Below are 25,170 nucleotides of genomic sequence, written 5' to 3'. Positions count from 1 at the left end.
CCTGCGGGAAAAGCGAGGCCGGGGAGACCCCGCAGGCGCAAAGACGCCGAGGAGGCTCCCGGACCGCCCGCGGAAAGCGAGTGCCTGGAGAGGAAATCAGCATTCATTGTACAAACCATAAAAAACGGTAGGCATTGCCCGTTTATGGGCAATGCCTTTTCAATGTGTTTCTTTTCAAATGGATAGGATGAATGGGGAATTTTAGTGTATTGAAAAAAGAGTTATGCAGTAGGAATTAAAATTATTTATTATCAATGCAAGAAACTAATGGTATAATTTTGGCATATTGGTGTTTTCGTAATTAGGGGGAAGATGCATCATGGATACAGAAAAGATATTAAAGAATTTAGACAGGGTGACACCATTCTTTCAACCGATTTTCAGTGCAGATCAACATCAGGTAATCGGGTATGAAATTCTAGGGCGCTATGAGGAACAATCTGAATATAAAAGCCTTGGCCCATTTTTTCACGATTCTGCAGTGCCGGAAGAGTATAGGGTGGAAGTGGATAATTACGTACTTGAAATTGCCTTGGAGAGAATAAAAGACTATGGTGAAGATTTTCTTATCTTTATCAACAGAGATCCTAATTTGCTTATGCTGGATCATGGCGAAGAATTCATGGAGATTTTACACCGTCATTTTCAACCGGAGGAAATGCACCGGATCGTGTTGGAATTATCAGACACGATCAGTCCGGAAAACTTAGATCCTCTGCAGCATGTGCTTGCTTACTTTAAAACATATGGGATTAAGATAGCTTTAGATCATTTAGGACAAGATACGCAACTCGACCGAATCGCACAGATTTCTCCGAATATTTTAAAAGTTAACCTGGACCAGCTTCGCATCTCAGGTGGGGATGCCTATCAGGTCATCCTGTTTTCTTTAAGCATGCTAGCACGTAAAATCGGCGCTAACTTACTATTTGAGAACATTGAGTCCGAATACCAGCTTCGCTTTGCATGGAAGAATGGGGGACGATATTATCAAGGATATTTCTTGGCGAAACCGGAAGGCGAATTCATTAATAAAGATTTACTTCGTGAAAAATTCCATCAAGAATGCCAGTCCTTCATTTCTTTAGAGACCAAGAAGCTTGAAGCCGTTTATCAAAAGACTTTGCAATTCAACGAGAATATGCAAAACTTCTTAAAACAGCATAAGCGGGCCGGCTCCCATGAAGAGTTTCTCGGAGTTTTGGCGAAAAAATTGGATTCAATATGTTTTCGTCTATATATATGTGATGAAGAGGGGTATCAAAAATCCCCCAATATCCTCTATAAGGACGGGCAATGGATGGTCCAACCGAGTTATATGAATAAAAATTGGAGCTGGAGACCTTATTTCCTCGAAAATATTGTAAAGATGCGTAACGAGAAAAAAGGAAGGTTATCCGATTTATACAGTGATATTGAAACGGGGGAAACCATTCGGACCTTTTCCTATCCACTGAATAATAAGGAATATATTTTCTGTGATCTTTCTTATAGTTATTTATATGAAAATGAAGCACTATTATAAAAAACGATTCATGAATATAATCGCTTTAAATGTGTAACGATAAGCAGAAATGATGCGCTTGGAGGAGACATATTTTGAGCACGTACATCTGGATTCTAATCATAATCGTTACAGTCATGGCGTTATATCTGCTCTTTTATACTTATTCTGTAGCAAGGGCTCAGAAAGTGAAAGCCAGTTATGATTCGACTATCGATGATTCAGTTAAGGAACATCCTTATTTAAAGAACCCGATATTCGTTTCTCTTTTTATTGGGACGATTTTGGTTGCCGGTTTTATTTTTTACTATGCTTTTCGATAGTTGTAAGAAGAAGATTTCAATTTCATGAAATCTTCTTTTTTATTTGTGAAAAATGGGCGATGGTTTCAAGGTCTAACGGAGAATGTGATTTTGTAGTTTGGCTTTGATCTGGACGGGTATTGAAAGACAAAGGCAAAAAATCCGAATCATTAGGAGAAATTCTATAACGAGGAGATGATTGTAATGAGTAAATATTTAGTTGCATGTCTTGCCAGCGTCCTTTTACTTTTAAGTGGGGGGGTCACTGCTTCAGCGGAGGGCTTACATAGAGAGGAAGTACTATCTTTAATACATGATGCCATGGAGAATCAGGTTTCGATCAGTGAGGAAGTACGTTCCAAGGAAGCGATTGAAGGGAAGTTGGAAAAACATTTCACTGGTGATTTCATCGAGAAGTTCGTCCAAGCGAATGTAGTGAAAGTCGATGGCGGTTATACCGCATTTGGTTCAGATTTCGCTCCGTATTATATCCCTTTCTTCAGTTACGATAAGAATACGGAAATTGTATATGGGAAAAAAGGTGATGTCATTTATGTTCAGGAAGAATTCCAGGACAATGGGGACGGACCTGTATCGATGGAAAAACATGTAGAAGCAGTTACTTTGAAAAAGGAAAATGGCGCTTGGAAGGTAAAGGATGTAAAGTATGAAAACAGAAAATAGAATTGGGGATTTTAAAGGAAGCTGAAATGAAAAAGTCTAGAGAAGGCCACAGCCTTCTCTAGACTTTTTATTATATATTCAATTCCTTTTTTATTTCGTCCAATTCAAAACCAATAATGGCTTTCCCATCGATGACGACCGTTGGTGTGGAATAAGCCCCATATTTATTGGTTAGTTCTTTACGTGCATGCCCATCTGCTTTAATATCTTTTTCTTTGTATACTATATTATTATCATCAAAGAACATTTTCATGATTTTGCAGGGAGGGCAATCAGGTTGGGTATAGAGTGTAACGTCTTTCATTTCATTCCTCCATATATGCTTTAGTAAGGTACTTTTTCATTATAGAGAATGCCAAGACATTTGAATAGGGATAAACCTCAAGGATCTTTTTACCGATCTTTCTCCTGTTTTACAAGATAGTCTATCAATCCCATGGAACAAACGTTCAAGTCCATGGCAATGATTTCAAAAACTGGATGATCAGCAGTGATTCCTTTTTCGCCTAAATGAACAGCGACTTCCGTGAAAATATTTTTACTGGCTGCTGCCACTTGATCCTCGAAGCTAGCATATTCCCTATATGCCGATTTGGCTGTCTCCACAAATTTAGGCAGCCAGTAATGAAGTTGTTTATATACTTCCTTAGGGTTTTCCGATACGCCGTAATGGCCAAAATATATACGTTCGACGCCAATGCTTTCATACAATTCCGCTGCAGCAAGCATCGCGTCGGGATTAAATTGGTTCGGCGATGTGGACGGTAAGTAAAATTCCAAACCTTCTTCATCGAGTTCACGATAAAAGATGCCTACGGTGTCACCTGAAAACATCCCTTTTGAAACCGAATCGTATATGCTTAAATGATGGTTCGCGTGTCCTGGCGTGTCATAAAAGGTCAACGTGGAAGTATCACTTGTTTTTAGGGATTCCCTATCTTGTTTAATCAGCATTTTTTCAAAAGGTATGGGTAATATCGGATCGAAAAGCTTGTTGAATTCTTCACCATAGACTGCTTTAGCCCCAGCGATCAAACGAGTTGAATCTTCTAGATGCCTTGCTCCTTTTGGGTGGACGATCACTTTGGCATTCGGACAATGCTGTAAAAAAAGTCCAGCTCCACCTGCATGGTCCAAATGAATATGGGTAAGAATGATATATGTAATATCTTCGAGGGCGATTCCCAAATGTTCGAGCCCCTTCATTAAGTGGGGGATGGAAGGGCTGGCGGAAGTTTCGACTAAGGTGATGTCCTCATCGGCAATTACATATGTTCCTGTACGATTTCTTCTATCCAAATCAAAACCATCAATTAATGAAATTCGAAAACCAAGCTCACTAATGTTTTGCAACAGAATCTACCCCCAGAAAATTTTTCATGTACAAAATCCATTCCTTATTTTATTCTGTTAATAGTGCCATGTAAAGAATGAAGTTTTAAATTATTCTGAATTTATTTCCGCGTGGCTACTGGATAGAAAAGTATGGTATAGTGAAACCTATCGAAAAGGTTTTATTCAGAAAGGAGAGGGAGTATGTCTCAATTACAGGGCATCCTTACCAGATTGAAAAGTCTTCAAGAGCAAGCGAAGGAATCTGAATCTGCTCAACGTTTTTTTGAAATAGATGGTGTGAAAAAGTGCCAGGTTACATATTTCAGCAAAACAGAAATGTTCGAGCTTGAAGTATACAGTGATAAAGGGAAATCATCAAAATATCAATTTGATAATATTGATATGATTACCATTGAAATCTTTGATCTTCTTCAATCTTAAAAAAACACAAAAAGCCGCCTTCCATTGGAAGCGGCTTTTTTATTGTGAAAAACCGGTCAATTTTTACTGAATGAAGTAGTTATTTTTACGACATCTTATTAGTTGGAGGGATGTAAATGAAAAATCCGATGGTAATATGCCCGGAATGCGGCGAGGAAAGGGAAATGGAAAATGTATTAACGGCGCAATCCAACCAAAATGTGATTTATCAATGCCCGGAATGCGGTTTTAAACAGGTAAACATCAAAACTAGTAAGGGCTAAGGGTCTCTCACGAATCCCGCCAATTGGGATTTTATTGGTCTAGGAATGAGCCTTTTCTGCTTACATATGTTAAACTATAGAAAGAGCTGTATATAAAAACATATGGTAAGGGGTTTTAACATGATCGGTACTCATGATGGGGATTTATTGGAATCCAGCGTTAAAGACTTAATGATTTCTTCTGAACGCGTGGCCCACGTGCAGGTAACCAATAATTTAGAACATGCACTATTGGTATTAACAAAGAGCGGTTATACGGCCATTCCTGTGTTAGATCCGATGTATAAACTGCATGGTTTAATTAGCACACCAGTCATTCTCGATTCAATCTTGGGACTGGAACGAATTGAATTTGATAATCTTGAGCATAAAAAAGTTTCCGAAATAATGAATATAGAAATACCTCGCCTGCATATTGAAGATACATTGACCAAGGGTGTGGAATTGTTGATTGATCATCCGTTTGTCTGTGTGGAGAATGACGAACATGTATTTGAAGGCATCTTAACAAGAAGGGCAATCTTGAAAAAAGTATTTAAACAAAATACACCTGATAAATAAGCAAGGCATAAAATGACGGTTAACCCCAAGACTCGCCAGTTGGCGAGTTTTCTTGTTTTTTTACATATTTGATCCAGTTAGTGGTGAAGGCTATTAACAGGTAGGATCTATTAGGAGAGGATGCAAAAATTGGGCCATGCAATGGATAGTGCAAACGTGCAGAATAAAAAATTGAAACGTCCCTTCATATTGGCTGCCATCATGTTAGCGATGTTTATGAATGCTATTGAAGGAACGATCGTTTCGACGGCAATGCCGGCCATTGTAAGTGATTTAGGTGGTTTTTCACTATACAGCTGGGTGTTTTCAGGCTATTTGTTAATGAACGCCGTAACAGTTTTAATCTACGGAAAGCTATCGGACATACTCGGGAGAAAACCCGTCTTATTATTTGGAATCGTTGTCTTTTTAATCGGCTCCCTTCTTTGCGGCTTTTCCAATTCAATGACGGAACTCATCATTTATCGCTTTGTACAAGGTTTTGGGGCGGGAGCTGTAGCGCCTGTAGCCTCGACAATTATTGGTGATATCTATAAAAATGAAGAGAGGGCACGCGTTCAAGGGTATCTTTCGAGCGTTTGGGGCATTTCAGCGGTAATGGGACCAGCATTGGGCGGCTTGCTCGTTGAATCCCTGACTTGGAAACTTGTCTTTTGGGTCAATATTCCTTTGGGCGTACTATCTTTTATTGGAATTTGGTTATTCCTTCATGAAAATATCGAAAAGAAAAAACGTGATATCGATTACCTAGGTGCAACGCTATTGACATTGTCCATATCAACTCTTATGGTGCTGCTCGTAGAAGGAGGGGTGAAATGGTCATGGACTTCAGCTCCGGTCATATCCTTGGCATTAGTGGCCATCATCACCTTTATCCTATTCATTCTTCAGGAAAAGAAAGCAGCCGAACCGATGATGCCATTTGAAATCTGGCAGGAGCGTTCCATTCTGATTGCGAACCTAGTATCCTTGACGACAGGGGTGATGATGATTGGATTATCAAGTTTCCTCCCCACATTCGTTCAGGGCGTGATGGAGCGCTCGCCTACGGTAGCTGGTTTTACATTAACAGCCATGTCAATTGGCTGGCCGATCGCATCTATGGTGTCAGGCAAGTTATTGTTGAAAATAGGATTTAAATCAACCTCCCTTCTTGGAGGGGGCTCATTGATCCTTGGGAGTCTGATCCTAGTATGGATGAATCCGGAAGCTGGGCCCATTATTGCCGCCATGGGATCCTTCTTTGTCGGTGTAGGCATGGGCTTGACTTCTACTTCATTCATTGTCGTCATTCAAAAAACCGTCAGCTGGGAACGAAGGGGCATTGCGACGGCTTCCAATATGTTCATGCGTAATTTAGGAAATACTGTAGGTGCTGCATTACTTGGAGGAATCATGAATATGAGACTTCACGCTTATCTGAATGAGCATGCGCCGGCCGGATCGGGAGTGACGATAGATACGGCAAATAAATTGTTGAACAGTGAAGAACGCACGTCGCTTCCTGAAAATGTGGTAAATGTTTTACAGGAAGGACTTACATTGTCTTTACAGACGATTTATCTCATTGTTCTAGTCTTCTCTGTAATCAGCTTCCTGTTTCTAACGAGACTAAGAAAGAATAAGGAAGAATAAGAAAGAATAAGAAGGCATAGGAAAAAGGCAGACTCGTTAATGTAGTTTGCCTTTTAATGAAATGCAACTCTGATGACCAATTGATTCAATAATGCGATCGTGACCGAATGTAAAATGAATCTCAACTGTCAAGTGGAGATTTTTTGAGCCACACGCAAGGTCAGCCGTGATCCGTTCAGGGAACCGAGCGTGTTATAAATGGCAATCCCCCATGCAATGTTACCGGACATGAAATAGGTAATGAAAGCAGCTGTACAGCTAATGAAAGTTTGGAATCTAGTAAAGGCCAGGGATTGAAGGTAGGTGGCGCCATTTCTTAAAAAGGTATACATGAGCATGGTCGCCTGTCCCGGTCCGAACATTCCGTCATAGACACTGATTCCGAATAGGGATGGATAAACTTTTTTTGGGGGATGCCAATCCGATTCATCGGAAAAAGAAGAAAACATATTGGGAAATTTGACTGATCCAATAACCTGGTGAATGGGTAGACCTAACAAAAGAAGGGACGGCATGCCGATGAGGCCGCCGCTCCCGGCCAATGTCCCGACAAAGGATGCTGCAAAACTGATGGCAAGCAATAAAATGATCGTCAAAGGATATTCACTCCGTTCCTTTTCTCTTGTATTATAAGCGGACTTTGTTGATAATAAAATTTAAATAAATTAAATCATCATGATAAGAATTAATTATCAAGAGGTTGGTGTGTATGTCATTTTCAGAATTTCATTTATTATCAGTGCTTGCTCAGGAAATGAATATGAGAAAAGCAGCTGAGCGGTTGTTCGTTTCCCAGCCGGCTTTATCCCAGCGTTTACAATCAATAGAAAAGGATTGGGGCTCGAAACTGTTTCTGCGTTCACAAAAAGGGCTGTCACTGACGCCTGCAGGTGAAGCGGTAATTCGTTTGGCCAATGAGGTTATAGAAAAAGAAGAGAAGGTCAGGGAAAGTATTCAAGCCATGGACCATGAAGTATATGGCACTTTGAAAATAGCCTGTGCCTCGATTGTCGGTCAAAATTGGCTTCCGCAAGTATTGAAAAAGTTCGTCCGAAAATATCCGTATGCAAAAATTTCCTTGATCACTGGCTGGAGCAGTGAGATTTTAAAGTCTTTGTATGAAGGGCAAGTGCATATTGGCATCATAAGGGGAGCACCGGATTGGAAAGGCGTAAAACAGCATTTATTCACGGATATGCTGTATTTGGTGGATACTGAAATGAAGGAACTGAATCAAGTGTTCGAAACGGACCGTCCATTCATTCAGTTTAAAAGCGATTCGAATTATTATCAGGAAATTCAAGATTGGTGGCATCGGCAATTTCAAACGACACCAAAAAACACCATAGTCGTTGATCAAATCGAAACATGCAAACAAATGGTGTTTAATGGTATTGGATATGCGATCCTGCCAGCCATCACTTTACATGATAAAGATACGAATGTATTTAAAATCCCTCTATTGGATGGGCATAACCACTCAATCGAACGTGATACATGGCTTTGCGGCTATGAATCTGCCTTCCAGTTAAAGCAAGTCCAGGCATTCACGGAAGTGGTTAAAGAGCATATTCGCGACCAAGGAATGTTATAGGTCCGCCGACGAAAATGTCAATAGGGCTGACATTCAACTTGTCTTGCCGGCTGTTGTCTGGTAAATTTAAAACGAGTAATGATACATATTTAGGAGGTTTTCCCGGAATGAATAAAATGGATGCAAACGAAATTATTTCTTTTATCTCGAATAGTAAAAAATCCACACCTGTAAAGGTATATGTCAAAGGCGATTTAGAAGGTCTGGATTTTGGTCCAGCTTCTAAAACTTTCATAACAGGAAATACAGGGGTTGTATTCGGTGAGTGGTCTGAAATCGAAGAAGCGATCAAGGCAGCAGGAACAAAAATCGAGGATTATGTAGTTGAAAATGATCGTCGTAACTCTGCCATTCCTTTATTGGATCTAAAAGGCATCAAAGCCCGTATCGAGCCAGGCGCAATAATCCGTGACCAAGTTTCCATTGGAGATAACGCGGTCATCATGATGGGTGCATCAATCAATATTGGATCTGTCATCGGTGAAGGTACAATGATCGACATGAACGCAATTCTGGGCGGACGTGCAACAGTGGGCAAAAACTGTCACGTAGGTGCTGGTGCCGTTTTAGCAGGTGTCATCGAGCCGCCTTCCGCACAGCCGGTCATATTGGAAGATGATGTATTGATCGGAGCCAATGCGGTCGTCCTGGAAGGTGTCAAAATCGGAGAAGGTTCCGTTGTCGCTGCTGGTGCCGTCGTAACGAAAGACGTTCCTCCATATTCCGTGGCTGCTGGTATCCCGGCGAGGGTCATTAAACAAATTGACGAAAAAACAAAATCAAAAACAGAAATCATGCAAGAACTTCGTCAACTTTAATTTCTTTAGTGAATATTGCCTGAAGCGTGGATAACTATATCCACGCTTTCTGTATAGGGAGGGAATAATGTGAAAATAAACCCTTTTGCCAAGATCCGGCGTGATCTGCATCAAATACCGGAGATAGGGTTCAAAGAATTCAAGACGCAGCAATACCTACTGAATTACATAACGAATCTGGCCCAGGAGCGAATGGAAATAGAAACATGGAGAACTGGGATATTCGTGAAAGTGAAGGGAATGAACCCGCGAAAAACCATTGGCTACAGGGCTGATATAGACGGTTTGCCGATAAAAGAGGAAACCGGATTGCCGTTTGCATCCAACCATGAGGAATATATGCATGCCTGCGGTCATGATTTTCATATGAGCATAGGTTTGGGATTATTGACATATTTCACGGAAAATCCGATCGATGATGACTTGCTATTCATCTTCCAGCCTGCAGAAGAGGGTCCTGGCGGAGCTGAACCAATGCTTAAATCGGAAACGATGAAAAAATGGAAGCCTGATATGATCCTTGCTTTACATATTGCTCCGGAGTATCCAGTTGGGACGATTGCCGTTAAAGAAGGGCTTCTATTTGCCAATACATCTGAATTATTCATCGATTTGAGGGGGAAAGGAGGACATGCAGCCTATCCGCACGAAACAAATGATATGGTCATTGCGGCCTGCTCGCTTGTAGGGCAACTTCAAACAATCGTTTCCAGGAATGTCAATCCGCTAGATTCAGCTGTCATTACAGTTGGGAAGATTACTGGAGGCACCGTTCAAAACATTATTGCGGAGACAGCGCGGTTAGAGGGCACAATACGCACTCTTAACCCCGAATCGATGGTAAAGGTCAAGTCTAGGATAAAAGCGCTTGTGGATGGTATACAAGTAGGATATGAGTGCTTGGCTGAAATCGACTATGGCGCGATGTATCATCAGGTATATAATGAAGAGCGGTTGACCCGGGAGTTCATGGATTTCACAGAGAAGTCAACTGCTGTTCATTTGCATGAATGTACTGAAGCAATGACTGGCGAAGATTTTGGTTATATGTTAAAGGAGATTCCAGGATTCATGTTCTGGCTGGGGGTTTCATCGGAATACGGATTGCATCACGCCAAGTTAAGCCCGGACGAAAAAGCCATTGAACTCGCGATCGATCACTTAACGGATTATATAACGTTTAAAGGAAGCGAAGCATAAAAATGATTTTCAGTGCAGAACATGCTCTAAAGAAAGAACGAATGACGTTGGAGGGCTTATTGTGAAAAAAGAATTTGCGGTGATTGGACTTGGCCGTTTTGGCGGCAGCATAGTCAAGACATTAGCTGAAGAAGGATTAGGGGTTCTGGCTATCGATGCCGACGAAGATCGAGTGAATGAATTTGCCAGAATAGCTTCACATGCCGTAGTAGGGGATACGACAGATGAAAATGTACTAAGGAATATAGGAATTCGAAATTTTGATCACGTCATTGTAGCGATTGGCGAGAATATTCAAGCCAGTATATTGACGACTCTCATGCTTAAGGAATTGGGTGTCGGAAATGTTACGGTTAAAGCGCAAAATGATTATCACGAGAAGGTTCTTCGTAAAATCGGGGCAGACTTTGTCGTGCACCCCGAGCGGGATATGGGGAGAAGGATTGCCCATAATATCGTCTCCAATAATATTCTCGATTATTTGGAGCTTTCTGATGAACACTCCATCGTCGAAATTGTTGCAAGCCAAAAGATGAATGGAAACTCGATAATTGACCTTGATATCCGTGCCCACTATGGACTGAATATAGTCGCAATCAAAAGAGGGAACGAAATTAATGTTTCCCCACAGGCGAGCGATTTAATACATAAAGGTGATATATTGATCGTCATCGGTGCGGATTCGGACATCAATCGCTTTGAAAAAAAAATTGTGGAATAAGTAAGCGTCCTGCTTAAATCGAGCAGCGCTTTTATCAAAGAAAAAACAAAAAGGTTTCGGAATGGCCTCATTCCGAAACCTTTTTGTTTTTGGATCTTAAGGAGTTATAGAGAATAGCCTGCATTGACAATTTCTCAATTCCTTTTTTATTTTTGCGTACATGATAAACTTGTGTTTCCAGCACTTCGACAGTGTGGAATCAACAAATACATGCTTCTTATCAGTTTCCTTTCGGAAGCTTTCCATTTTTAAAACAAGACCGTGACAAAAGGAGTTCTATTTAACTTTTAAAACAAAATTGATTGGAGCGGGATTCGAGATTCTGCGGGAGACGTGTAAGGGAGACTCCACAGGCTTCTAAGGCGTCGGGGAAAGTGAGTGCCTGGAGTGGAATTCAAGGTGGGGGATTTACAAACCTGAACAAAAAAAGCCCAGCCAAATGATGGCTGGGCTTCTATTATTTATTGCACTTCCATGATGATCGGCAGGATCATCGGACGGCGTTTCGTTTTTTCATATAGGAATGGAGATAGAGTGTCTGTAATTTCATTTTTGATTTCAGACCATTGAGTAGTTTTGCGATCCATCACCTTATTTAAATGCTTTGTGATCAAGGATTGAGCATCGCTGATAAGGTCTCCTGATTCTCTCATATAAACAAATCCGCGTGAGATGATGTCAGGGCCGGATGCAATTTTGAATTCCTTCATATTGATGCTGACAACAACAACGACAAGGCCTTCCTCGGAAAGAATCCGACGATCACGGAGAACGATATTACCGATATCCCCAATGCCGCTTCCATCGATATAAACCGAACCTGAAGGGATTTTACCAGCGATTTGAGCTGTGTTCTCACTTAAGGAAAGAACTTCACCATTATCCATGATAAAGCAATTTTCTTCCGGAACGCCGCAATCGACTGCATGGCGGGCATGCAGTTTTTGCATACGGTATTCACCGTGGATTGGCATGAAGAATTTTGGTTTTATCAAACGGAGCATAAGCTTTTGTTCCTGCTGTCCGCCATGTCCTGAAGTATGAATGTCATTCAGAGGACCTGAAATGACGTCTGCTCCTGCACGATATAATTGATTGATCGTTCTGGAAACACTGATTGTGTTACCTGGGATGGGTGAAGATGAAAATACTACCGTATCACCAGGGATGATTTGAATTTGACGGTGAGTGCCGTTCGCTATGCGCGACAGTGCTGCCATTGGTTCACCTTGGCTGCCTGTACAAAGGATGGTTACTTTATTCGCAGGCATACGATTCAATTGCTGTACATCAATAAATGTATCTTTAGGCGCAACGATATAACCAAGATCTTGTCCGATTGATATGGCTGAATCCATGCTTCGGCCAAATACGGCTATTTTACGTCCGTTGGCCACGGCTGCTTCCACAACTTGCTGAAGGCGATGGATGTTCGATGCAAACGTTGCAAAAATAATCCTGCCGTCAACCTTGCGGAAAATGTCTTGAATGGTATCACCGACACGGCTTTCGGACATAGTAAAGTTCTGCACTTCACTATTTGTGCTATCCGAGAGTAAGCACAATACACCTTCTTTACCGATTTCAGCCATCTTGGTCAGGTTTGCAGGCTCACCCACTGGGGTGAAGTCGAATTTAAAATCACCAGTATGGACAATTTGTCCAGGTGGGGTTTTTACGACGATTCCATATGAGTCAGGGATACTGTGAGTTGTACGGAAGAAAGAGACGGACGTTTTCCGGAACTTGATCACTTCATCTTCACTGATTTCAATCATGTTTGTCTGACGTAAAAGGCCGTGTTCTTCCAATTTATTACGAAGCAGTCCAAGTGCAAGCTTCCCGCCGTATACAGGGACATTCACTTTTCTAAGTAAATAAGGAATCCCGCCAATGTGATCTTCATGACCATGGGTAATGAAGACACCTTTGATTTTATCTACATTTTTCTCTAAATAGCTGTAATCTGGAATCACATAGTCAATACCGAGGAGTTCATCTTCAGGAAATTTAATTCCAGCATCAATGATGATGATTTCATCTTGAAACTGAACAGCATATGTGTTCTTACCGATTTCGCCTAAACCGCCCAGGGCGAATACAGCTGTTTGATCGTTTTTTACGAATTTCATAAATTATAGCTCCAATACTTTGTAATCTTCATTTTGTTTTTCATATTCTAAATATGCTCCGGTTACGGGTAGTACGATTTCTACGTTATAAGGTTCTTTTTTTAATTTTAAACGAACGTCACGAACGGATTCACCTTCGACAAACATTGTTTTAGTATTCTCCCTGATGGGAACCTCTGATATGGTTACTTGATAGTATACCTTAAAAACCATTTTAATCTCTCCTCACTTGTTTGCATTGCTTTTTTCATTATATATAAAAACAACAATTTTTTCATGTTTTTCAACATCATGTAAAAATAAACCCAGCTCCGCCATAAAAACGGAAGGGGTTTGATGAATTAAATATACCAATGTCTAAAAGTATATAAAAAAATAGATGGCCGAATCTGGTATCAATCCAATTGTAGCTTCCTCTATCTTATATCCTATCCGTTTTTGCCATGTGTAAAACTTAAATCATGGGATCTTTTTTTTCGTAAACGATTTCTTTCTAAATTAATACAGTACAACTGTGTGCAGCGTTTCATGAAAACACAGCGACTCATATTTTGATTGAAATATGTATTCACCAGACCATTTAAAAGCCAAGATAGAAAGAATGCCTAACAAGAACTTTACAACAAGGAAGAAGCCCTCCGCAAGTTTTTGAAGGGCTGTCCGAAAAAAATTCGCATATGGATGACGGCCAAGGCAGAAATGAGTGGCAAATCATGCGATAGATTTTTTTCTTAAAAGATCATTCCACTGTTTAACAAGCTTTTTACGAAGCTTTTTTAACATGGCGATCACGCTCCCTTAATTATTATTGTATAGGATTATTCAATAATGTAAATACGTCTTTACAGGTACATGGCCCATTTTTGAAAAAAAAGGCTCTTTCAAACAAGCAACTGGGATTTAAGAGGCAGAAGGATGGGAGAAGTGTAATCTGGAAAGCCTGAGTTGGTTTCTATTAAGAATAGTATATGCCCATTCCTGAATAAAAAACGTAACTTTGAGTTGGGTCCGGTAGAGTTACTTGACTTATCTTGATGACAATTATTAAATGGTTACATATTAAAAAGGAAAAAATGAATGAATTGGAAGTGAATCGCAAGTGAAAATCGTATTTTTTGATATTGACGGAACATTGCTTGATCATGAAAAAAAGTTACCTGCTTCAACAAAAGAAGCCATTAAGCAACTGCAGGATAGCGGGGTTTTTGTAGCGATTGCCACAGGAAGGGCTCCGTTCATGTTCGAGTCTTTAAGGGAAGAGCTTGGCATCGATACATTCGTAAGTTTCAATGGACAATACGTTGTTTTTGAAGGGAAAGTCGTTTATAAAAACCCTTTGAGCATACCTGAGATAAAACGCCTTCACGAACATGCTGAAAAAAATGAAATACCGATCGTGTTCATGAATGAGGAGACAATGAAATCGAGTGTTCCACATCATAGCAGAATTGAAGAAGCATTGAGCAGCCTTAAGTTTCCCCACCCTGAACATGTGGCGGATTTTTATGAGGACCATGATATATACCAAGCCTTATTATTCTGTTCGGAAGCTGAAGAAGGGAACTTTGTTGGGAGATATGATGATTTTCACTTCATTAGATGGCATGAGTATTCGACGGATGTACTTCCATTCGGGGGTTCAAAGGCTGAAGGCATTAAAATATTAATGGAAAAAGTCGGGTTTGCTCTTGAGGATGTTTACGCCTTTGGAGATGGCTTAAACGATATAGAGATGTTAAAAGTAGCGGGATATGGCGTGGCTATGGGGAATGCCGGTCAGCTTGTGAAGCAAGAGGCCGACTTTGTAACGAAGGATGTCGATGATGATGGCATACTTTTTGGTTTGAAGGAACTTGAACTGATATAAAAAGTAAAACCCCCGTCAACCAACAAACGGGGGTTTTGCTTATTACGTTACCTTTCCACCGCAATTGAATTTTCCGGGATGGCATAGGGGTCTTCGGCATTGATATGATCATAAAACATGATACCATTAAGGTGGTCGATTTCATGTTGAAAGCAAATGGCTGCGATGCCTTTCAGGCGGAGTTGAACCGGTTTTCCTTCCAGGTCCGTACCCGCAACCGTTATTCGGGCATAACGTGGCACATAGCCGGAAACGGGACGATTTACGGAAAGACAGCCTTCTCCGGATGTCAAGTATGCTTTTTCGACTGAATGGCTAACGAGTTTAGGGTTGAAAAGTGCATAGCTATAAAGTTGATCATCCTTTTCTTTTAAATGAACCGCAATCATCCTTTTTGAAACATTAACCTGTGGTGCAGCCAAGCCAATTCCTGCCCTTAACCCGTATAGAGCAGCAATATCAGGTTTCTGGCTGTTTTGGACATACTCCATCAAGCTGGCTAAAAGTTGCTTATCTTCATTTGATGCCGGAAGCGGAACCTCTACCGCGACTTGCCTTAAGATTGGATCGTCTTCATTAACAAAATCATCCATGGTAAGCATAATCTTTCACCCCATAAAAATTCTTATAATATGTATAGGGTTATTTTAACAAAAAAAAGGCTGAAAGTTAATGAATGGTTTAATGAAAGAAAAATGGAGGGGATGGAATCAAGTCGATGATTTCCTATCCCTGCCATTATTTTATTTGCATGTTGGTCTATTTAAAAAATATTATCATTTTTTGTGAATCAGGGTAAATCGTTAACATTTTCGGGTAAAGGTAATAGTAATTACCTGGTTAGCATAAGCACGCGCCGACGATGATTAACAGAATGAACAGGACAATGATCAGGGCAAAGCCGCTTCCAAAGCCGCAGCCTCCACCATCGCCATATCCATAGCTGGGTGCAGCGGAAACCGGATAACAACATTCTTGGTTGAAACCTCCATACATAATTTCATACCTCCGTTTTTGTATTTATTAAAATGCTGACCATTCAAATTTGAAACGGTCCCTACAGCCTATGCAGTATGGTTTAAAGGGTGTAGGCTAGCGCCCAGTAATGAAAAAAACCTGCTCGGAATATGATTGTAACAAATGTCTGCGGCTTAAGAATGAATTGAGGAACATAAATCTTCGAAGAACTATCAGAAGGAGTTGTCTATGTTGAAACGTTTTGGTCCACTTGTTATCTTACTTCTTTCTTTTGTGCCCTTGACTGGTTGTTTTAATGGTTCACCGGAAGAAAGAATCCACAAAATCCTGGAGAAAACTGCAGAAAAGGAAAGTGATTTCACCGAGAATCAAGAGCCGCTTAATGATTTGGAGAAAAAAGAAAAAGAAAAATATGAGAAAATAATTAAACTTGGATTGGATGATTATGAACAGATCGTCGAGCTTTCAGATGAAGCAACCAAGAATATCGACGAAAGGGAAAAAATAATTGAAAAGGAACAAAGCAGTATGCAATCCTCAAAAGAACAATTCAATCAAATAGATGAACAAATCGGGAAAATAGAGGATGAAAAGATAAAAAAAGAAGCGACTGAAATGAAAAAGATCATGAGTGAGCGCTATAGCACCTATGATGATTTATATGATGCCTATCAACAAAGTCTCGCTTATGATCGTGAATTATATGAGCTTTTCAAAAAAGAGGATTTGAAAATGGATGAATTACAAGTGCAAATCGAGAAAATAAATACCTCTTATACAAAAGTTTTGAAAGCGAATGAGGAATTTAATGCATTAACGGAAAAATCAAATCAAAAAAAAGAAAGTTTTTATGATAGTTCCGGCATAGAAATGGCGGATTCAACAAATTAATATAAATAATGATGGGCTGTGATCCTCACTCACAGCCCATATTTTTTTCAATCCAGTTCTTTTTGGGCTAAAAAATTTTAGAATGGTCTTTTTTTTGTGCAACCAGCCTGATGTGAAATTTTCATACCTGTACTAAAAAAAAACGATTATTAAAAATCTAACAGCAAACCTAGATGAAAGCGTTTGAATATTTTTTTGGTATATTATTTTACAGGCTCAAATGCCTTTAGTTAAAGCGGTTTTGGAATCGATGGGATATGCTGGGGAATTGAAATGTTATCCTTCGCCATCCTTAAATTGATAAATAAGGGAAATTTAATAGTACAGTTGTAAATTGAAAACTAATACAGAGAAGAAGTATGAGTATTGGAAATTCTATTAAATCAAAATTATAAGGAACTCCAAGTGATTGACTTGATGTTAATTCATCTTGTAAACTTAATCTATAAAAATTCTTGTATCATTTTCCTTGATTTTTTTTATGGTACAGAATAAGATTGAGACATATTAAGCATATCCACGTTTGAGGATTGGTCTTAAGGGAAAAATAAAAGAATGTATTGTTGCAGAAACTAAAAAGCAAACTATTTTTGCTTTATAGAATAATAATAGCAAACCTTTTTAATGAAAGGATGAGGTGCCAAATGGCTCAAAAAACTAAACAAGCTAAAATTAATGTTCAGGATCAGCTTAAGAAAGTAGAAGAACAATTTGAAACTTTTCAAATTTTAAATGAAGAGGGAGAAGTCGTGAATGAAGCGGCTATGCCTGATTTAAGTGATGAACAATTGCAAGAATTAATGCGCCGTATGGTTTATACACGCATCTTGGATCAACGTTCCATATCACTGAACCGTCAAGGCAGATTAGGTTTCTATGCACCGACTGCCGGTCAAGAAGCTTCTCAAATCGCTTCCCAGTATGCTTTGGAAAAAGAAGATTTCATTTTGCCTGGTTATCGTGATGTTCCGCAAATCGTTTGGCATGGCCTTCCGCTTTGGCAAGCATTCTTATTCTCCCGGGGTCATTTTAAGGGAAATCAAATTCCTGAAGACGTCAATGTAATTTCTCCTCAAATCATAATCGGCGCTCAATATATCCAAGCTGCCGGAGTTGCTCTTGGGTTGAAGAAACGCGGGAAAAAAGCTGTTGCCATTACATATACGGGTGACGGTGGAACCTCACAAGGTGACTTCTATGAGGGAATTAACTTTGCAGGTGCCTTTAAAGCGCCAGCTATCTTCATCGTGCAAAATAACCGTTTCGCAATCTCTACACCAGTTGATTTGCAGTCAGCATCTAAAACATTGGCCCAAAAGGGTGTGGCTGCAGGTATTCCTGGAATCCAGGTTGATGGTATGGATGCGTTGGCCGTATATACAGCCGTTAAAGAAGCTCGTGAACGTGCAATCAATGGTGAAGGCCCTACATTGATTGAAACATTAACTTACCGTTATGGACCACATACGATGGCTGGGGATGACCCGACACGTTACCGTACCTCCGAAATGGATAACGAGTGGGAACTGAAAGATCCATTGGTTCGTTTCCGCAAGTTCTTGGAAAGCAAAAAACTTTGGAATGAAGAATTAGAAAACGAAACGATAGAGAAAGCCAAAGACGATATTAAAGAAGCAATCAAATTGGCTGATGCAGAACCTAAACAAAAGGTTACAGACCTAATTGAAATCATGTATGAAGAAATGCCTTATAACTTAAAAGAACAATATGAAATTTATAAAGAGAAGGAGTCGAAGTAAGCCATGGCTCAATTGACGATGATTCAAGCAATTACAGAAGCATTACGTACAGAACTTAAAAATGACGAGAATGTACTCGTTTTTGGGGAAGATGTAGGTCTTAATGGAGGAGTTTTCCGTGCAACGGAAAATCTTCAAAAAGAATTCGGTGAAGATCGTGTATTCGATACACCTCTTGCTGAATCTGGAATCGGTGGATTAGCGGTCGGTCTTTCTTTACAAGGTTTCCGTCCTGTTCCTGAAATTCAATTCTTTGGGTTTGTATATGAAGTAATGGATTCCGTAAGCGGTCAGCTTGCTCGTATGCGCTACCGTTCAGGCGGACGTTACAGTGCACCGGTTACAATTCGCTCACCTTTTGGGGGCGGAGTCCATACTCCGGAAATGCATGCTGATAGCTTAGAAGGTTTAATGGCCCAGCAACCAGGGTTAAAGGTAGTTATCCCTTCCACTCCTTACGATGCAAAAGGCTTATTGATTTCAGCGATTCGTGATAATGACCCTGTCATTTTCCTTGAGCACATGAAATTGTACCGTTCTTTCCGTCAGGAAGTTCCTGAAGAAGAATACACAATTCCATTAGGAAAAGCGGATGTGAAAAGAGAAGGAACGGATTTATCCATTATTACTTATGGTGCGATGGTGCAGGAATCCATCAAGGCAGCTGAGGAATTGGCTAAGGATGGTCATTCCGTCGAAGTGGTCGACTTACGGACTGTATCACCATTGGATATCGATACAATCATTGCTTCTGTAGAAAAAACAGGACGCGCTATCGTTGTTCAAGAAGCACAAAAGCAAGCTGGTATAGCAGCGAATGTCGTAGCGGAAATTAACGAACGTGCCATTTTGAGCTTGGATGCTCCAGTACTGCGCGTGGCGGCAGCTGATACGGTATTCCCGTTTTCACAAGCTGAAACAGTATGGCTCCCTAATTATAAAGACATTATTGAAACGGCGACTAAAGTCTTGAAGTTTTAACAATCTTAAGTAATGGAATGAATGTCCTGCTCGGGAAAGTGATTTTGCATTAACGGTAATGCAAGATAAAGGACTTTATTCAAAGCACTAAGTATGATTTAATATAGGAGGTTGAACTCAGTGGCATTCCAATTTAGACTCCCTGATATCGGAGAAGGTATACACGAAGGTGAAATAGTGAAATGGTTTGTAAAACCAGGAGATAAGATACAAGAAGATGACGTGCTTTGCGAGGTTCAAAACGATAAGGCCGTTGTTGAAATACCATCACCGGTGGAAGGTACCGTTGAAGAAATCCTTGTTCAAGAAGGAACGGTTGCCGTTGTTGGCGATGTACTTGTAACTTTCGATGCTCCAGGTTATGAAAATCTTCAGTTTAAAGGGGATCATGGAGAAGAAGCGAAGGCAGAAGGCGAGAAGAATACGGAGGCCCAGGTTCAAGCAACTGCTGAAGCTGGACAGGAAGTCAAGAAAGAGGCTGCTCCGGTTCAAGAAAATAGCGGAGTAACGGGCGCGGGAGCACAACCACAGGTTGAGGCAGATCCTTCACGCCGTATTATCGCCATGCCTTCTGTCAGGAAATATGCACGCGAACAAGGGGTAAATATTCGTGAGATCACTGGTTCTGGGGATAACGGCCGCATCATGAAGGAAGACATTGATGCTTTCAAAAACGGCAAAACCGCTCCACAGCAACCAGCAGCTCAAAGTGAAGCTTCACAACAAAATGATACGGAAACAACCGAAAAACAAAAAGTTTCAATTCCAGAAGGGCAATATCCTGAAACTCGTGAGAAAATGAGCGGTATGAGAAAAGCGATCGCAAAAGCAATGGTTAAGTCCAAGCAGACAGCTCCGCATGTTACATTAATGGATGAAGTCGATGTGACGCTATTGGTTGCTCACCGTAAGAAATTCAAGGAAATTGCTGCACAAAAAGGAATCAAGCTTACATTCCTACCTTATGTTGTTAAAGCGTTAACAAGTGCATTGCGTGAATTCCCTATGCTTAACACATCATTTGATGATGAAGCTAGTGAGATTATCCATAAACACTATTACAATATCGGAATTGCGGCAGACACAGACAAAGGACTGCTCGTTCCAGTTGTAAAAGATGCAGATCGTAAATCAACTTTCGCTATTTCACAAGAAATTAACGAATTAGCGACGAAAGCCCGTGACGGCAAATTGGCTCCTAACGAAATGAAAGGTGCTTCTTGCTCCATTACGAATATCGGTTCCGCAGGCGGTCAATGGTTCACACCTGTTATCAATCATCCAGAAGTTGCCATTCTAGGGATTGGACGCATTGCCGAAAAAGCAATTGTACGCGACGGGGAAATTATCGCCGCTCCAGTTCTGGCATTATCACTGAGCTTTGATCACCGCATGATTGATGGAGCAACAGCTCAACATGCATTGAATCATATCAAAAAGTTATTGAACGACCCAGAATTATTGTTAATGGAGGCGTAAACAATGGTAGTAGGAGATTTTCCAATCGAAACAGATACTTTAGTAATCGGTTCAGGCCCAGGGGGATATGTTGCCGCAATTCGCGCAGCACAGCTTGGACAGAAAGTAACGGTCGTTGAAAAAGGAACAATCGGCGGAGTTTGTTTGAATGTAGGCTGTATTCCATCGAAAGCTTTAATTTCGGCTGGACACCGTTTCCATGAAGCTCAGCATTCAGAAGATATGGGTATCTTTGCAGAAAAAGTTACTGTTGATTTTTCTAAAGTACAAGCTTGGAAAGGTACTGTTGTAAAAAAATTAACTGGCGGTGTAAGCAGCCTGTTAAAAGGCAATAATGTTGATGTTGTAACTGGCGAAGCTTATTTCGTTGATGAAAACAGCATCCGTGTTATGAATGATGACTCAGCCCAAACATATACATTTAAAAACGCAATCATCGCTACTGGTTCATCGCCAATCGAGATTCCGTCATTTAAATATACGAAACGCGTACTTAATTCAACTGGCGCTCTTGCTTTGGAAGAAGTTCCAAGTTCGATCGTGGTAATCGGCGGAGGTTACATCGGAACTGAGCTTGGCGGAGCATTCGCTAGCTTTGGCACTAAAGTGACGATCCTTGAAGGTACAGAAGAAATCCTTTCTGCAGGCTTTGAAAAACAAATGGCAGCACTTGTTAAGCGTAACCTTAAAAACAAAGGTGCTGAAATTGTTACTAAAGCAAATGCTAAAGGCGTGGAAGAAACTGATACAGGTGTAACCGTTACTTATGAAGTAAAAGGCGAAGAGAAAAAAGTTGAAGCCGATTACGTTTTAGTAACAGTTGGACGTCGTCCAAACACTGCTGAAATCGGCCTGGAACAAGTCGGAATCAAAATGACTGACCGCGGTTTGATCGAAACGGATAAACAATGCCGTACTAGCGTGAAAAACATCTACGCAATCGGTGATATCGTTTCTGGACCTCAGTTAGCTCATAAAGCTTCTTATGAAGGTAAAATTGCAGCTGAAGCCATTGCTGGACATTCATCTGAAATCGACTATCTTGCTATTCCGGCTGTTGTTTTCTCTGAACCGGAACTTGCTTCTGTCGGTTATAATGAAAAAGAAGCGAAGGAAGCTGGAATCGAAGCGCTTGCTTCTAAATTCCCATTCGCTGCAAATGGACGTGCTCTTTCATTAAATAATACGGACGGATTTGTGAAGCTTATCACTCGCAAAGAAGACGGATTGGTTATTGGAGCACAAATTGCAGGACCAAACGCTTCTGATATGATTGCAGAACTAGGTTTGGCTATCGAAGCAGGAATGACTGCCGAAGATATTGCGATGACAATCCATGCACATCCAACTTTAGGGGAAATCACAATGGAAGCTGCTGAAGTTGCCCTTGGAACTCCTATCCACATCATTAAGTAATTGAGATATATAAAAGCGTACTGCTAAATGCAGTACGCTTTTTTTATTGGCCGGATTAAAAAAATGAAGGATTACTCCCCATTCATGAATTTCTTCTCACTAGTTAAATGAAATGGACAAAAAGGGCATAAGCTATAAAAAGGACTTCTTACTTTTTTCCTTGAAAGGGTTTGAAAAAAGCCATAGAGGATAAAAAATAAGATGAGCGATTTGTTAAAGAATATTTTTTGCCAATAAAAAGATCATGGCTGATATATTCATATTAAAATGGGGTGGATCACTTGAAAAATTATCTGGTAATCCTCTTTCAACTAATCGTTTGGAGCGGGTATACATTAGTTGAATGGCTGTCTGTTAACGATCGATTCGTTTTCAAAGTATTCATGTTTCTGGTCTTTTCTTATCTAGCCATTTACATTGGTAAAATGATTTTAAAATCCAATAGACGAACCATGCTTGTTACCGTGATAAGTCTATTATGTTACGGGATTTTGCAAATCCTTTTGGAAACACTGGTACCCGTATATTGAATTTTTACGTAAGCTTCGATGACATATAAAACCACGGAGGTATCATGTTTAACAAAGTAGTGGCATTATTTACATTAGTAACATTTTTATTGATGGCTTGTAATGACCCGAGTTCCGATCAAACTGAAAATGTGAGTGAAAAAAGTGTCGAAACGACGACAATGGTCCAAGATGAAAGTCAGCAAGAGAAAGATTTGGAAACAGAAACGTCACAAACGATTGGCGAAGGGGATGTAAAGGCAGAATATCGGGTGGATAAAGAGAATTGGTCATTTAAACCGATTGGGGATGCAAATCCGAAAGTTGTGTTGTTGACATTTGATGATGCACCTGATAAATATTCCCTGGCAATCGCCCAAACCCTGAAGCGACTTGAAGTACCTGCGATTTTTTTCGTGAACGGTCACTTTCTTGAAAATGATGAAAATAAAGCGATGCTGAAAGAAATTCATGAAATGGGTTTTTCCATAGGAAATCATACGTATTCCCATGTGAATTTAAAAGAGTTGAACGAAAAGGAACAAGAGCGGGAAATCGTAAAATTGAACAATTTGGTTGAGGGAATAATAGGGGTACGCCCTAAGTACTTCAGGGCGCCATTTGGTTCGAATACCGAGCATTCAAAAAAAGTCGCTGAGAATGAAAAAATGTTGGTCATGAATTGGACTTACGGCTATGACTGGGAAAAAGAGTATCAGGATAAAAAAGCTTTAACGGAAATCATGTTGAACAGCCCTTATTTGGGAAATGGGGCGAACTTACTGATGCATGACCGGAAATGGACGAGTGAAGCGATAGAGGATATCGTGAAAGGTTTTCAAAAGAAAGGCTATGAGTTCCTTGATCCAAAATTAATTGAAACGCCTGCATGAGCCAATTTCGGCATTCGCAGGTTTTTTTATTTCCTTGGATAATAATACATCACCCGTTTATTGAAGAGATGCAGCTGCGCCCGTAATTTCTTTGCAAGGAATTTGCACAATTCATTAGCTTTTCCCTTATCACCGAAAGTTGCTGTTTCAGGGAGCGTGAATTGGATATAGGATTGTATCCGATCTGATCCATCTTCATCCTTTACTACTTCTTGGTCAACTCCTATCAATATCATGTGATATCGATCTTCTTTGGCTTGGAGATATATGGCCTTATCCTTCATTCTTTCCGGTACTTTCATTTCATAAGGAAATGCTTTCTTATCATAGTCCCAATCCAATTGCTTTCCGGTTTTCGCTGTGATCATTTGATAATAGTTCAGCAATTCTTTCACGTCTTCGATGGTTACAGTTCCTTTCGCGGACTCGGGAACGAGTTTGATATAGGCATTTTCAGACATGTGGATCCCCCTTCAATCGATAAGATGTAAGAATATTTTAACATTTTATGGATGTATTATATACCTATCTATATGTAAATGAAAAGGCGAAATTCCTTTTTTACCCTGACATGCCAAAGCAAGGAGTGTGATGCACTGAGTCCAGGGCCCTTTGTTTATAAATAAATTCCTGTGTTTTAAAAAGGGATGTTTTCGCATACTTTGTTGCTATTTACCAAGTAGTCGGTGTGGTTGATTTCCCCTCCAGATGCTCGCTTTCCGCGGGGCGGGCGGTGAGCCTCCTCGGCGTAAACGCCTGTGGGGTCTCACCTGTCCCGCTGCTCCCGCAGGAGTCTCGCACTTCCGCTCCAATCAACCTTAAATAGTTTCGTTTTAAAAACAACAATCTTTATGAAAAGAACCTAAAAAAAGAATCAGTCTAACGAACGATTGGAATCCATTTCTTTCAACATGATCGTTCATTAAGTGGGAAAAAAGTATATATGTTATACTTTTTAGCTTGAAATATTAAATGTGTTATATTATAATTCATTTAAAGCGGTTACATTATATCAATGATGCATACAATATAGGGGAAGGGGTTGTAAAAATGGGAACTATCGTATGTCAAACTTGCAATAGCACGATTGAACATTTTGAAGATGAGAAAGTAAGTGTATTATACACACACAATCACAACTGCCAATGCTGTGATACAGCTGCCTCTGAAAAATAAATGGAAAAAAAGATTAATAGAATGTAAGGG

The 25,170-nt window shown here is 40.2% G+C and carries 28 protein-coding genes; 20 read left to right on the top strand and 8 right to left on the bottom strand.

From position 1 onward, the window contains the following. Positions 1-319 precede the first annotated feature (319 nt). From A6755_RS19815 to A6755_RS19805, 3 genes are all read left to right on the top strand, one after another. Positions 320-1,525, top strand: coding sequence for an EAL domain-containing protein (locus A6755_RS19815; RefSeq protein WP_063591725.1), 1,206 nt, complete (start codon positions 320-322; stop codon positions 1,523-1,525). A gap of 74 nt (positions 1,526-1,599) precedes the next feature. Next, entirely contained in the window at positions 1,600-1,827 is a 228-nt protein-coding gene (locus A6755_RS19810; RefSeq protein WP_034314096.1) for a hypothetical protein, read from the top strand. A gap of 183 nt (positions 1,828-2,010) precedes the next feature. Continuing rightward, complete coding sequence (locus tag A6755_RS19805) at positions 2,011-2,490, top strand: DUF3993 domain-containing protein (RefSeq protein WP_063591724.1); 480 nt, start codon at positions 2,011-2,013, stop codon at positions 2,488-2,490. A 70-nt stretch (positions 2,491-2,560) separates the two neighbouring features. On the opposite strand, the gene A6755_RS19800 is transcribed toward A6755_RS19805, so the two are convergent. Next, positions 2,561-2,794 (bottom strand): glutaredoxin family protein, encoded by a 234-nt coding sequence (locus A6755_RS19800; protein ID WP_034314090.1) that lies wholly within the window; start codon positions 2,792-2,794, stop codon positions 2,561-2,563. Positions 2,795-2,883: 89 nt separating this feature from the next. After that, complete coding sequence (locus tag A6755_RS19795) at positions 2,884-3,843, bottom strand: MBL fold metallo-hydrolase (RefSeq protein WP_063591723.1); 960 nt, start codon at positions 3,841-3,843, stop codon at positions 2,884-2,886. Positions 3,844-4,026: 183 nt separating this feature from the next. On the opposite strand from A6755_RS19795, the gene A6755_RS19790 reads away from it, so the two are divergent. The 4 genes from A6755_RS19790 to A6755_RS19780 all read left to right on the top strand — a co-directional run bounded on the left by A6755_RS19790 (position 4,027) and on the right by A6755_RS19780 (position 6,725). Beyond that, entirely contained in the window at positions 4,027-4,266 is a 240-nt protein-coding gene (locus tag A6755_RS19790; RefSeq protein ID WP_034314086.1) for a YkuJ family protein, read from the top strand. 116 nt (positions 4,267-4,382) lie between these two features. Continuing rightward, entirely contained in the window at positions 4,383-4,529 is a 147-nt protein-coding gene (locus A6755_RS27220; protein ID WP_094246583.1) for a hypothetical protein, read from the top strand. Between the two features lie 120 nt (positions 4,530-4,649). After that, positions 4,650-5,090: a cyclic-di-AMP-binding protein CbpB gene (cbpB, locus tag A6755_RS19785; protein ID WP_034314084.1), complete on the top strand. Its 441-nt coding sequence runs from the start codon at positions 4,650-4,652 to the stop codon at positions 5,088-5,090. A gap of 120 nt (positions 5,091-5,210) precedes the next feature. Then, entirely contained in the window at positions 5,211-6,725 is a 1,515-nt protein-coding gene (locus A6755_RS19780) for an MDR family MFS transporter (RefSeq protein ID WP_244889696.1), read from the top strand. A 128-nt stretch (positions 6,726-6,853) separates the two neighbouring features. On the opposite strand, the gene A6755_RS19775 is transcribed toward A6755_RS19780, so the two are convergent. Continuing rightward, the gene (locus A6755_RS19775; RefSeq protein ID WP_063591722.1) at positions 6,854-7,321 is read right to left on the bottom strand and encodes a TSUP family transporter; all 468 of its coding nucleotides are present in this window, start codon (positions 7,319-7,321) and stop codon (positions 6,854-6,856) included. Positions 7,322-7,434: 113 nt separating this feature from the next. On the opposite strand from A6755_RS19775, the gene ccpC reads away from it, so the two are divergent. The 4 genes from ccpC to A6755_RS19755 all read left to right on the top strand — a co-directional run bounded on the left by ccpC (position 7,435) and on the right by A6755_RS19755 (position 11,058). Next, positions 7,435-8,319: a transcriptional regulator CcpC gene (ccpC, locus tag A6755_RS19770; protein WP_034314080.1), complete on the top strand. Its 885-nt coding sequence runs from the start codon at positions 7,435-7,437 to the stop codon at positions 8,317-8,319. 107 nt (positions 8,320-8,426) lie between these two features. Continuing rightward, positions 8,427-9,137, top strand: coding sequence for a 2,3,4,5-tetrahydropyridine-2,6-dicarboxylate N-acetyltransferase (gene dapD, locus A6755_RS19765; protein WP_034314078.1), 711 nt, complete (start codon positions 8,427-8,429; stop codon positions 9,135-9,137). Positions 9,138-9,212: 75 nt separating this feature from the next. Next, on the top strand, positions 9,213-10,337 hold the full coding sequence (locus A6755_RS19760) for an N-acetyldiaminopimelate deacetylase (RefSeq protein ID WP_082201306.1): 1,125 nt from the start codon (positions 9,213-9,215) through the stop codon (positions 10,335-10,337). 61 nt (positions 10,338-10,398) lie between these two features. Then, entirely contained in the window at positions 10,399-11,058 is a 660-nt protein-coding gene (locus A6755_RS19755) for a potassium channel family protein (RefSeq protein ID WP_034314073.1), read from the top strand. A gap of 461 nt (positions 11,059-11,519) precedes the next feature. Here the strand turns inward: A6755_RS19755 and rnjA are convergent, their stop codons facing one another. Both rnjA and A6755_RS19745 read right to left on the bottom strand, forming a co-directional pair. Beyond that, positions 11,520-13,190 carry a ribonuclease J1 gene (rnjA, locus tag A6755_RS19750; RefSeq protein WP_063591721.1) on the bottom strand — a complete coding sequence of 557 codons (1,671 nt, stop codon included), beginning with the start codon at positions 13,188-13,190 and terminating at the stop codon, positions 11,520-11,522. 3 nt (positions 13,191-13,193) lie between these two features. Continuing rightward, positions 13,194-13,403, bottom strand: coding sequence for a DNA-dependent RNA polymerase subunit epsilon (locus A6755_RS19745; RefSeq protein WP_034314070.1), 210 nt, complete (start codon positions 13,401-13,403; stop codon positions 13,194-13,196). A gap of 886 nt (positions 13,404-14,289) precedes the next feature. Here A6755_RS19745 and A6755_RS19740 point away from each other — a divergent pair. After that, positions 14,290-15,057: a Cof-type HAD-IIB family hydrolase gene (locus tag A6755_RS19740; RefSeq protein ID WP_134402164.1), complete on the top strand. Its 768-nt coding sequence runs from the start codon at positions 14,290-14,292 to the stop codon at positions 15,055-15,057. A 47-nt stretch (positions 15,058-15,104) separates the two neighbouring features. Here A6755_RS19740 and def read toward each other — a convergent pair whose 3' ends face one another. Both def and A6755_RS27860 read right to left on the bottom strand, forming a co-directional pair. Beyond that, entirely contained in the window at positions 15,105-15,659 is a 555-nt protein-coding gene (def, locus tag A6755_RS19735; RefSeq protein ID WP_034314067.1) for a peptide deformylase, read from the bottom strand. Positions 15,660-15,897: 238 nt separating this feature from the next. Beyond that, positions 15,898-16,053, bottom strand: a complete 156-nt coding sequence (locus A6755_RS27860) for a YjcZ family sporulation protein (RefSeq protein WP_063576945.1) — start codon at positions 16,051-16,053, stop codon at positions 15,898-15,900. Between the two features lie 210 nt (positions 16,054-16,263). On the opposite strand from A6755_RS27860, the gene A6755_RS19725 reads away from it, so the two are divergent. The 7 genes from A6755_RS19725 to A6755_RS19695 all read left to right on the top strand — a co-directional run bounded on the left by A6755_RS19725 (position 16,264) and on the right by A6755_RS19695 (position 23,964). Beyond that, positions 16,264-16,926 (top strand): YkyA family protein, encoded by a 663-nt coding sequence (locus A6755_RS19725; RefSeq protein ID WP_063591719.1) that lies wholly within the window; start codon positions 16,264-16,266, stop codon positions 16,924-16,926. 644 nt (positions 16,927-17,570) lie between these two features. Continuing rightward, positions 17,571-18,686 (top strand): pyruvate dehydrogenase (acetyl-transferring) E1 component subunit alpha, encoded by a 1,116-nt coding sequence (gene pdhA, locus A6755_RS19720; RefSeq protein WP_034314064.1) that lies wholly within the window; start codon positions 17,571-17,573, stop codon positions 18,684-18,686. A 3-nt stretch (positions 18,687-18,689) separates the two neighbouring features. After that, the gene (locus tag A6755_RS19715; protein WP_034314063.1) at positions 18,690-19,667 is read left to right on the top strand and encodes an alpha-ketoacid dehydrogenase subunit beta; all 978 of its coding nucleotides are present in this window, start codon (positions 18,690-18,692) and stop codon (positions 19,665-19,667) included. A gap of 120 nt (positions 19,668-19,787) precedes the next feature. Next, entirely contained in the window at positions 19,788-21,146 is a 1,359-nt protein-coding gene (locus A6755_RS19710) for a dihydrolipoamide acetyltransferase family protein (protein WP_034314061.1), read from the top strand. Between the two features lie 3 nt (positions 21,147-21,149). Further along, positions 21,150-22,562 carry a dihydrolipoyl dehydrogenase gene (lpdA, locus tag A6755_RS19705; RefSeq protein ID WP_053534295.1) on the top strand — a complete coding sequence of 471 codons (1,413 nt, stop codon included), beginning with the start codon at positions 21,150-21,152 and terminating at the stop codon, positions 22,560-22,562. A gap of 272 nt (positions 22,563-22,834) precedes the next feature. Then, complete coding sequence (locus A6755_RS19700; RefSeq protein ID WP_306804763.1) at positions 22,835-23,092, top strand: hypothetical protein; 258 nt, start codon at positions 22,835-22,837, stop codon at positions 23,090-23,092. 44 nt (positions 23,093-23,136) lie between these two features. Continuing rightward, entirely contained in the window at positions 23,137-23,964 is an 828-nt protein-coding gene (locus A6755_RS19695) for a polysaccharide deacetylase family protein (protein ID WP_063591718.1), read from the top strand. Between the two features lie 26 nt (positions 23,965-23,990). Here the strand turns inward: A6755_RS19695 and A6755_RS19690 are convergent, their stop codons facing one another. After that, positions 23,991-24,425 (bottom strand): DUF1885 family protein, encoded by a 435-nt coding sequence (locus A6755_RS19690; protein ID WP_063591717.1) that lies wholly within the window; start codon positions 24,423-24,425, stop codon positions 23,991-23,993. 589 nt (positions 24,426-25,014) lie between these two features. On the opposite strand from A6755_RS19690, the gene A6755_RS26365 reads away from it, so the two are divergent. Then, positions 25,015-25,140 (top strand): GapA-binding peptide SR1P, encoded by a 126-nt coding sequence (locus A6755_RS26365; RefSeq protein ID WP_081108747.1) that lies wholly within the window; start codon positions 25,015-25,017, stop codon positions 25,138-25,140. The last annotated feature ends 30 nt before the right edge of the window (positions 25,141-25,170 follow it).

This window comes from Peribacillus frigoritolerans, assembly GCF_001636405.1.
Classification (GTDB): domain Bacteria; phylum Bacillota; class Bacilli; order Bacillales; family DSM-1321; genus Peribacillus; species Peribacillus frigoritolerans.
The sequence above is the reverse complement of the archived record's forward strand: the minus strand, read 5'-3'. Positions and strand labels throughout refer to the sequence as shown.

Bases quoted from the DNA above. Each gene is read 5' to 3' on its own strand.
- def (WP_034314067.1), bottom strand. From the start codon at position 15,659: ATGCTTACCATGGATGATTTTGTTAATGAAGACGATCCAATCTTAAGG.
- A6755_RS27860 (WP_063576945.1), bottom strand. From the start codon at position 16,053: ATGTATGGAGGTTTCAACCAAGAATGTTGTTATCCGGTTTCCGCTGCA.
- cbpB (WP_034314084.1), top strand. From the start codon at position 4,650: ATGATCGGTACTCATGATGGGGATTTATTGGAATCCAGCGTTAAAGAC.
- A6755_RS19805 (WP_063591724.1), top strand. From the start codon at position 2,011: ATGAGTAAATATTTAGTTGCATGTCTTGCCAGCGTCCTTTTACTTTTA.
- A6755_RS19715 (WP_034314063.1), top strand. From the start codon at position 18,690: ATGGCTCAATTGACGATGATTCAAGCAATTACAGAAGCATTACGTACA.
- A6755_RS19790 (WP_034314086.1), top strand. From the start codon at position 4,027: ATGTCTCAATTACAGGGCATCCTTACCAGATTGAAAAGTCTTCAAGAG.
- rnjA (WP_063591721.1), bottom strand. From the start codon at position 13,190: ATGAAATTCGTAAAAAACGATCAAACAGCTGTATTCGCCCTGGGCGGT.
- A6755_RS19695 (WP_063591718.1), top strand. From the start codon at position 23,137: ATGTTTAACAAAGTAGTGGCATTATTTACATTAGTAACATTTTTATTG.
- A6755_RS26365 (WP_081108747.1), top strand. From the start codon at position 25,015: ATGGGAACTATCGTATGTCAAACTTGCAATAGCACGATTGAACATTTT.
- A6755_RS19690 (WP_063591717.1), bottom strand. From the start codon at position 24,425: ATGTCTGAAAATGCCTATATCAAACTCGTTCCCGAGTCCGCGAAAGGA.
- pdhA (WP_034314064.1), top strand. From the start codon at position 17,571: ATGGCTCAAAAAACTAAACAAGCTAAAATTAATGTTCAGGATCAGCTT.
- ccpC (WP_034314080.1), top strand. From the start codon at position 7,435: ATGTCATTTTCAGAATTTCATTTATTATCAGTGCTTGCTCAGGAAATG.
- A6755_RS19745 (WP_034314070.1), bottom strand. From the start codon at position 13,403: ATGGTTTTTAAGGTATACTATCAAGTAACCATATCAGAGGTTCCCATC.
- A6755_RS27220 (WP_094246583.1), top strand. From the start codon at position 4,383: ATGAAAAATCCGATGGTAATATGCCCGGAATGCGGCGAGGAAAGGGAA.
- A6755_RS19780 (WP_244889696.1), top strand. From the start codon at position 5,211: ATGCAAAAATTGGGCCATGCAATGGATAGTGCAAACGTGCAGAATAAA.
- dapD (WP_034314078.1), top strand. From the start codon at position 8,427: ATGAATAAAATGGATGCAAACGAAATTATTTCTTTTATCTCGAATAGT.
- lpdA (WP_053534295.1), top strand. From the start codon at position 21,150: ATGGTAGTAGGAGATTTTCCAATCGAAACAGATACTTTAGTAATCGGT.
- A6755_RS19800 (WP_034314090.1), bottom strand. From the start codon at position 2,794: ATGAAAGACGTTACACTCTATACCCAACCTGATTGCCCTCCCTGCAAA.
- A6755_RS19815 (WP_063591725.1), top strand. From the start codon at position 320: ATGGATACAGAAAAGATATTAAAGAATTTAGACAGGGTGACACCATTC.
- A6755_RS19725 (WP_063591719.1), top strand. From the start codon at position 16,264: ATGTTGAAACGTTTTGGTCCACTTGTTATCTTACTTCTTTCTTTTGTG.